Below are 9138 nucleotides of genomic sequence, written 5' to 3' on the forward strand. Positions count from 1 at the left end.
TGCTTGAACATCTGCAAACGTCATTGGAGTGTTCATCTCCGCATCGAAGCGGGATATTTGATACCCCAAGGATTGCGCGACATCCAGCAGCACATCGACATCAGCGATGTTCCGTGCCTCAGTAAAATGCGCTCTTTGAATAGCATCGAACATATCCCAATGCGCCGCCTGTCCTGAAAGTCTTTCCGCCGCCTTGCACGCTAGAGCGGCCTGAAAACCATGCGGATAATCGAATCCTGCATTACTCATCGCATCAACGTTGATCATCTCTGGCCTATCGCTGACCTCACGACACGCATCCCAGTGTTCCAAAATACGTGTGCGCGCCTGTTCTGGACTGCCCCAATGGCGACGCATCGCTTCAACACTGTCTTGCAACACGAAGGTTCTATGGCGGATATCGAGATCGAACTCATCTGCCAGTGTTCTCATTCGAAACGACATGTTGAAGCACCAACAGCAAACGGTATCATGAAAGAAGTCGACGGTTATCCTGTTAGTATTCTCTGGCATGACTCATTCCTCCGTGGCGAAAAGTCGACTGGCGATACGAGCAACGTGCTCGCCCTGAAAGCGAGCACCATCTCTATCAATCTGTTCCGGCACACGTGAGCCGTCCGGGCCTGCTATGGTCCCCGCCCCATAGGGCGACCCTCCAACAATCTCTGTGGCTGACATCTGCCCGGTGAATTTGTAAGGCAAACCGACGACGATCATTCCAAAGTGGAGCAAAGGCAGAAAGCTCGACAGGATGGTGGCTTCTTGGCCGCCGTGTTGCGTGCCGCTGGAGGTAAATACCGCGCCGACTTTCCCCACTAGGGCGTTCCTTGCCCACAATCCTCCGGCCGCATCGAGAAACTGTTTCATTTGACCAGCCATCAATCCGAAACGGGTCGGTGTTCCGATGATGATTGCATCGTAAGCTTCGAGATCCGAGACGCGGGCCAGGACCGCGTCGTCCTCAATGTAGCCGGACTTTTTACGGACATCATCCGGGATCGTCTCCGGTACGCGCCGGACATCAACCTTGACGTCCGGAACGCGCTCCGCACCCTCGGCTACCGCTGCAGCCATGCTTTGGATATGACCATATGCTGAGTAATACAAAACTAGAATCTTTGTCATGTCAGGCTCCTTAAAGACCGTTAACTTGTGTGCGGGATGCTCCATATAGGAATCGCTGGTTAAACATTCGCTCTCCGTTTGCAATGCCAATTGGTTGATTGCCGGATTGGAGAGCTACATGCCCCAAAGAAGAAGCATAATGTTCATTTGCCCATTGATCACCAGGCTCAATCGAACAACAGTGTTCACGGAAATTCACCAATCCATGGCCGGTGCGCCGAGGACTCAACCCAGTCACGAATGAACGCCTCACGCCGATGGCCTCGTTGAGCTGCAAGCGAACACTTGGAAATCTTGTGAACCTCTCTATCGGTGAAGCCTCGCGTTCAGCATTCGTACGCCGAGCTCAACCGGGTGGCGAGAATATCGATACCGATAAATCCACAACGTCGTGCCTTACGGCCATGGCGCAGACAGCGTTAGGATAACTTGTTCTAAAGGTCCAGATCCGTGTGGTCGGAGCGTTTTTCAGGACTTCTCCGCTTTCCAGTTGCGGCTCGGTTTCCACCTCGCGAAGATCGCCGAAAAGACCCGTGCCTTTTTGTTTCAGGATTGCCTCTTTTCGAGTCCAGCACTGCAGAAAAGCTATGGCGCCGTCACTCTCCTGTTTTTCCAGCCAGGCTGTTTCACTCGCTGAAAGGACCTCCCCGCTGACTCCAGCCGTTTCCGGCTGCACCGGCAAGGTTTCAATATCGACGCCAATCTCCCCACGCTCGACGAGTGACAATAAACACCAGCCACGGCACCGACTGAACGAAAAGGAGGGAAGGCCAGGTAATGGCAAAGGCTTGCCGTGCTGTCCACATGGAAGTGGTATCTGACAGGTTTCCAAACCAAGGAAATACCGCACCGCTCGCCGGCTTGCCTCAAAGTCCAGCCTGTCCGCATGTTCGCGTAAATCCGCAGAACGGTTCCTTTCATCGTCGGAAAGCGGTATATCCGAAAATTCAGGAATATCACTAGGAAGAAGAAGCGCGCAAGCCATCCCGGTACGTAGGCGGGCCCGGATCTGGCTACGGACATTCCTCCAACCATCCGATCCAATTGTACTTGGAAGGCATTTGATACTGAACATTGTCCTGCTCTGGTCAATGGCAGGGATGGCTCGAGCCGGCTTGAAGGTGTTCAAGACCGGTAGTTACGGAGGCACCCTGTGAGACAGGCACCGCTGATTTCATCTCAGCCTAACCCTTTGGTCATGTCGTTTGGAAAAGGCCACGAGCGCGGCTGTGCAGTCGTGAACATTCCGGTGACCACGGTTTTACGAGGTAAAATTACGCCACCTCGATCGGACCATGTCTCTGGCTGACCCGTCTAATAATAAAGCGTCGCTGGCTGTATCCGCATCCGGGGCAATCAGCTGCGCGAGTTCCCGAACTGCTTCTCCGCGAAGAATTTCGTAATGGTCGTTTTCAACTTTTATCACCCGAGGCGGGCGATCTGAAAAGCTATGGACATTTTCGATAAACGAATAGTCGTCGCCGCGTGCCTTGATGATGGTGACAGGCGCGCTGATGCAGCGTTTTCGCAACTCGACAAAACTATATTCGAACTCATAGGTTTCACGCACGATGGCCATAATACGCAGGATCATGTTCAGTCCGATCTGTGGTCGTCGTTCAAGTATGAAACGCGCGAAACGCTCGGTATCCGGCGCTAGCGCCAGACAGTCTTCGGTAAGCACCGGATCCACCCGCCCGAGAAACACCGATAGCAAAATCGCTACAAAGGTGCGGTTGTCGAAACTGGCATCGCGCCGCAACGGTACCTGTGTTTCGGCATTTTCGACGTGTGGATTGCCAGGGCAGATCAACACTAGTTGTTCCACAGTCCTACCGCTGCGCTCAAGTTGCCACGCAGACTCAAAGGCGAGTCGCGCTCCGAAGGAATAACCCCAAAGCGTGATCGGCCCCTCCGGCTGGAAGCTTTGGATTTCCTCAACGTCAGCATGAGCCATCTCTTCTATGGTGGTGTAAGGCGTTTCTCCTTCGTTGAGGCCGTAACTCTGAATTCCAACGAACGGGCGCGGCTTCACCAGAGACAGAGCAAGCGGACGAAGATTCATGGGATAGCCGCCCAATCCCGGCCAACAGAATAGGGGGACGCCGGTATTGGCTGCGTTCAACTCCATGAAACGAGTGATCTGTTGCCCCTTCCCTTGGTTGATACGACGTGCGAGATCGCGCAGTCGAGGGGCCTCGAAAACAGTTTGGGCTGGAAGCGAGCATCCAAAATGCTGATTGATCCGGCGCAGCATCGAAATGGCGATGAGCGAGTTGCCGCCTGAGGCAAAAAACTCATCCTCACTAGAAACCGGTGAAAAATGCAGGATATCTTCCCAGAGCGCCGCCAGCCAGCGCTCCGAAGCAGTCTCTGGTGCCACGAAGGGTTGCGGCTTGGTCGCTTGATACAACTTCTCCGAAGCAGCGACTGCCTTGTGGTCAACCTTGCCGTTGGCCGTCAGCGGCAGCGCATCCCACACCAAGACTCGGTTCGGAATCATGTAATCTGGCAATGAACGCATCAGTTCGTCACGAATCATTTCCGCCGGTCCGTGCATGTGTACCGCGTCCTCGTACATGCCTTCACTGGCTATCTGTTCGGCGCTCACTTTGCCGCCGACGAAGAAATACATCGGGCCTTCCGCTAGGCCAGCACCCGCTAGAATCGCATCGAAGGTGCGTGCCGCCGGGAGTGGGTTTCCCGTCTTGGAACTGTACCCCGCAGACATGAAACCGAATTCGCTGTTGTTGCGCTGGAACTTATGCAATGCGAAACCGAGCGCTGCGTATTGCAACCAGGTGCTGGACTCGCGGCTCACCACCACAAAGCCCAGACTGGCCCGCTCGAAGACTTTCTGGTTGATGGCGATGACATCCCGACGCCGCAGCATCTCTCCGGATACAAAGGAAAGCCAATCAACTCCGACCTGCCAGGTTCCCTCATTCATGCCTCGCACACCACGCCCCAGCGGCTGGACGAACAAGTCCACGTTCGGCGTCCATCGCTGAGCTCTGTCCACCAGCTTGAAGCTTGCGATGGCGATGTCGTCCTGTGGAAGGCCAAGTCGGATTAGCAGATTTGCCGGAACGTGGCTCAAAGCCAAGCCCATTCGGTGTGTACTCAGTGCCTCATCGAACACTGCGAGCATATGCCCGGTTTCCATTTCAAGAACTTCCTGAATGTTGTTTTTGTAAACCGGTTCGATTGCTTGGTGCTTGCCGACGAAATGAAATTTCACGCCGTCTGCTGCGACATCCACGTCACAAACCCGATGCAATTCATGCCGAATGGGATGGTAGTAATGAATCCCGTCAGACAGGCCGCAGACTCCTTGAGTCTGGACATAGATCTGGGTGGCATAAAGTGCACCAGGAGACGCGTAGGAATACTTGGGCAGCAGACGTTCATCGCTCGAGAAGGCACCAAACCAGCGCAACAGATTGCCGAGAAACGCAACGTTCAGGGTCGGGCGTGGACCCGCTTCGCCGGGGACCGACAGGGCACGATGCCAATCGGCAATCAACGCCTCAACGTCGCCACGTTCGACTGTCCCACCTTCATAGAAACGGTAGGTCTTGCGTGCGAAAACTGCCCGGCGCATCGTTGTGCTGGCGTTCGCTCCCGGCAGCTTGGTGGCCGAAAAACAATCAGCATCGTTACGCAGTCCCGGATTCGAAAGCTGCGCTTTGACCTGGAGCTTATTCATTTTGGACTGATGGTGGCTGCCGGCAACTCCTTGGTCCATCAGTGCCGCCTCCTTCTCGTTCATCTCGACTACCGCCGTTAGACTCTGCGCCTTTGAGCGCACGTCCTGGCTCACCACCACTGATGCATGATACACCCAGGGATGGTTTTCAATAGCCAGCGAGATCTCCTCAAGTTCGACCCGATAGCCACGGAGTTTGACTTGATGGTCGGTGCGGCCCAAATAGCGGATAGTGCCATCCGGATTCCAGGCGCAAACGTCGCCAGTACGGTAGAGCCGTTCGCCTGGACAATCGGGCGCGTAGATGAAACGCTGTGCCGTCTGCTCAGTGGAATTGCGGTATCCACGCGCAAGCTGTCGCCCACCGATGTAAAGTTCCCCTTCCTCGCCGTCTGGAACCGGTTTGTAGTCCGCATCCAGGATAAGACAATAAGACTCGTCGACAGGGCGACCGATGGTCACCGCCTTCCCCGCCTCACCCACGTCTTCTACGCAGACTTCGTGGAACGTGGTGTTGATCGTGCACTCGGTCGGCCCATAGAGATTGACGAGCCGCCGATTGGGTAAGTCGCTCAGAACCTTGGCCGCCAGTTTTTGCGACAGCGCCTCTCCTCCAGAGAAGATCACCTCGATGGAACGGCATTCCAAGAAACGATCTTCGTTACACAGGGCCGCCAGCAGCGTGGGTACACACTGAAGGTGCGTCACGTCATGGCGTAGGAGTGTGTCAATCAGTGCGTGGGTGTCGCGGAACAGCCCGCTTGATCCAACAACCACCGTCGCACCCACTGCCGGAGCAAGAATCTCCCACTGCGCGGCATCGAAGCTCATGGGGGTCTTTTGCAGTATCCGTGCTGCCGCCTGTAGGAAGCGACTACGCGACAACCAGTGCATCTGGGTGGCTATCGCATCCTGTTCAATCATTACTCCCTTGGGCCGCCCGGTGCTGCCAGAAGTGTAAATGACATAAGCCAAGTCAGTCGGCCTTAAAACTACCGCCTCATGTCGAACAGTCTCTGCCGCCAAGAGGTCTTCAAGAACGAGAATACGCACCGCAGTTGGCAGGAAGGCACTGAGCCGCTCTTGCAGGCTTGCCTGTACGATGATTGTATCGACTTCGGAATGCTCGACAATATAGCGGATGCGTTCGTCCGGGTATTCCGGTGCAAGCGGAAGATAGGCATACCCGGCGGCCAGAATGCCCCAAATTGCGGTAATCACTCCAACTGACGGCTCGATATAGAGACCGATGCAGTCCGACTGTACCGGGGTCGCTCGGATGCCAGCAGCAATCCAATGCGATGCGGCGAACAGATCGGCATGGGTCATCGATTCGTGTTTCGCGACGACAGCGAGACCCTTTGGGTCGTTAGTTGCTTGCCATTCCAACATCGCAGGAAGTGTGCGGATGCTGGAAGGAATACACGCGGCATTCAAGTTAGCGTTGAACATGAAGCTTCTCCTGTTGTGTTGGCATTGAGCATTGAGTGGGGGGAAGTAAGCACTCCGACATCATGGACAGCTAAGACGAGCGAACCTGGACGAGGAAGACTGCTGCAAGCACACAGATACCCCCCCATATCTGGGGTCCGGTCAGTGCCTCACCGAGTAGAACGAAACCCAGCAGTACCGCCGAGACCGGGCTGAGTAGCCCAAGAAAGGACACCGTTAGCGCAGGTAGGCGTCCGATACCGCGAAACCAGATGGCATAAGCCACGAGTGTCCCCACCAGGCCGAGATAGACAAATCCGAGGATGTTGGTCGCCGACAAGCCATGAGGAATGTGCTCCTGCAGTAGGAAAAAAGGCAGTAGCGAGAGTCCGCCGGCAGTGAGTTGCCAGCCGGTAAACGTAATGACACTGACATCGGCGGGCTTGCCCCAGTGCTTAGTCAGGACGATACCGGTTGCCATGCACAATGCGGCACCGAGACCGGCCATGACACCGCTCGCATTCAGGGCAGCGGAAGGCTTCAGGACGACCAACGCCAATCCGGCGATGCCAAGGGCACAGGCGATGGCCTGGGTAGCGGAAATTTTTCGGCCGTAGAGAAACACACCGTACAGAAGGACGAACACCGGCTGCGTCGAGATCAAAAGTGCAGCAACACCGCCAGGCAATTCATAAGCAGCGACGAACAGAAAGTAAAAGAAGACGCCTATATTGAGGATCCCAAGCAGCGCCGCGCGCCACCACCATGCGCCCACGGGCAAACGTCTGCCCATGATCACCAGGACGATCCCAGCTGGAAGCGCTCGCATCACTGCAGCCAACAACGGGGCATCGGGAGGTAAAAACTGAGTGGTGACAAAATAGGTGCTTCCCCAGATCAACGGCACCGTCGCCGTTAAGAGCACGTCCAACAAGGCACTTTGACGATCGCCTCCGGTGCCAACACCTTGTTTGGTAGTCATCATTATTCTCCGATCCACATCGCTCGGGGTTGCTCCTGCAACTGACTGTTAAAACATGTCCGTAGCCGACGTAGAGAACGATAGTGTATGGTAGGCCATTGATCATCGGGCCAGAAGGAATAATATTGTTCACGGATATTCATTAATTGAGGAGGCGCGTCGGTTCAGTTCGGGAAGGCAAGGTTTTGTGAAAACGGAAACCAATGGATGCACGGATCTAGCGCATAGGGCATTGCTTCAAGAACCGATACACGCGTAGCCAGACGCTCCTCAGTACTCCGAATAGCAAGCAACGGCCGACTTCTATCGTGACGGTTCACCGATGGCCGACACGCTTGGACGGTGGCCACACACCCCCCATCCTGATTAACCCGGTCATTTAACATATCGGGTTAATAACAACCCGATCCTCGACCTTATGACCCCATGGCGCCACCAAAAAATATTGAATATTTGCCCGTACGAAACAGCATTGTTGATGACATTTGACCAATCGGGAGGTGCTTTTTGGATTCTCTGAGCGACATGTCCGTATTTGTCCAGGTAGTCGACGCCGGCAGTTTCACGGTGGCCTCCGAAAAGCTGGGACTGTCCAAATCTGTTGTGAGCAAGTACGTTTCCCGACTGGAGGACCGGCTGGGCGCACGCCTGCTCAACCGAACCACCCGCAAATTGAGCCTCACCGAAGCGGGGCGCGGGTTTTACGAACGCAGTCAACGCATTTTGGAGGAAATAAACGAGGCTGAGGCTGAAGTGACGAAGTTACAGGACTACCCGCGTGGCAGGCTAAGAATCAACGCACCGATGTCATTCGGTATTCTGCACATTGCGCCAGCCTTGCCCGATTTCATAGCACAATTTCCACAAATATCGGTCGACATGAGCCTCGATGATCGAAAGCTGGATGTGATTGAGGAAGGTTTCGACGTTTCAGTCCGGATAGCGGAATTACCTGATTCTTCGTTGGTTGCCAAACGATTGGGCCCATGCCGTCACTTGGTCCTGGCGTCGCCGGCCTATCTGGAACGGCATGGCACGCCGACCTCACCCGACGATCTCGGTAAACACAAGATACTGACTTACAGCTATCAGGAGTCAGCGTGCCTCTGGCATTTTTTTTCGCGGGACGATCAGGTCATCTCTACAGCGGTTGAGGGCACGGTGCAGACCAACAATAGCCTGGCGATTCGCGAAGCGCTCCTTGGAGGACTCGGCATCGCACGTATTCCAACGTTCGTGGTTGGACGGGACATTCAAGAAGGGAGGCTGACGCCATTACTTGTCGATTACAAGATATTGGAAATGTCGATCTATCTCGTTTATCCAGTGCGTCGGCACTTATCTCCAAAGGTTCGTGCCTTCGTGGATTTTATGGCATCGCGAATCTGTGGCGAGCCATATTGGGATCGTTCATCCGGCCTTTCAGATGTCCGATCATCATGAACTTCCATCTGATCACCATCGGTGACAAAATGTCCGCCAGGGTCCGGCAGGGTTATGACGAATACGCCAAGTGGTGCCTACCACGCGAGTGCCGTGAAGCCGGTGGAAATCTCGGCAGGTGGTTAACAAGGGCTTCTGTCGGAGGCACCCATGGGGCAGGTTGGTGCATCTGGGCAATAGCGGGCAATGAGCTGGGTCTCCGCTTTTTCCGTTTTGGTCCAAAACGCCTTAGGATCGACATACTGTGGTCAGAGGATTGCGAACGGATGACCCGCGAGGTTGAGGAATGTTCTGGGGGGCAGTTACCAACTTAATTGGCACAAAATTTAGGGGTCTTGGGCTCGATCAGACAGAAAGTTACCAACTTTATTTATTTTTGAAAATTTCGATGTACCAATTTTACTGGCTTAGGTCAGATAAAAGTTACCATCTTTATTTGTTTCCCACA

General features: G+C 54.5%; 6 protein-coding genes. 1 reads left to right on the forward strand and 5 read right to left on the reverse strand.

Annotated features, from left to right (window positions below):
- From AC2VLY_RS08440 to AC2VLY_RS08460, 5 genes are all read right to left on the reverse strand, one after another.
- The coding region (locus AC2VLY_RS08440; protein ID WP_486922089.1) for a DsbA family oxidoreductase at window positions 1-513 on the reverse strand (513 nt) is incomplete at its 3' end.
- A gap of 3 nt (window positions 514-516) precedes the next feature.
- Window positions 517-1125 (reverse strand): NAD(P)H:quinone oxidoreductase, encoded by a 609-nt coding sequence (wrbA, locus tag AC2VLY_RS08445; protein WP_486922090.1) that lies wholly within the window; start codon window positions 1123-1125, stop codon window positions 517-519.
- Window positions 1126-1471: 346 nt separating this feature from the next.
- Window positions 1472-1852, reverse strand: coding sequence for a 4'-phosphopantetheinyl transferase family protein (locus AC2VLY_RS08450; protein ID WP_486922091.1), 381 nt, complete (start codon window positions 1850-1852; stop codon window positions 1472-1474).
- Between the two features lie 534 nt (window positions 1853-2386).
- On the reverse strand, window positions 2387-6286 hold the full coding sequence (locus AC2VLY_RS08455; protein ID WP_486922092.1) for an amino acid adenylation domain-containing protein: 3900 nt from the start codon (window positions 6284-6286) through the stop codon (window positions 2387-2389).
- 70 nt (window positions 6287-6356) lie between these two features.
- Complete coding sequence (locus tag AC2VLY_RS08460; RefSeq protein ID WP_486922093.1) at window positions 6357-7250, reverse strand: EamA family transporter; 894 nt, start codon at window positions 7248-7250, stop codon at window positions 6357-6359.
- 504 nt (window positions 7251-7754) lie between these two features.
- Between AC2VLY_RS08460 and AC2VLY_RS08465 the strand changes: the two genes are divergently transcribed.
- Complete coding sequence (locus AC2VLY_RS08465; RefSeq protein ID WP_486922094.1) at window positions 7755-8690, forward strand: LysR family transcriptional regulator; 936 nt, start codon at window positions 7755-7757, stop codon at window positions 8688-8690.
- The last annotated feature ends 448 nt before the right edge of the window (window positions 8691-9138 follow it).

It is taken from the genome of Acidithiobacillus sp. TH-A36 (assembly GCF_057473445.1).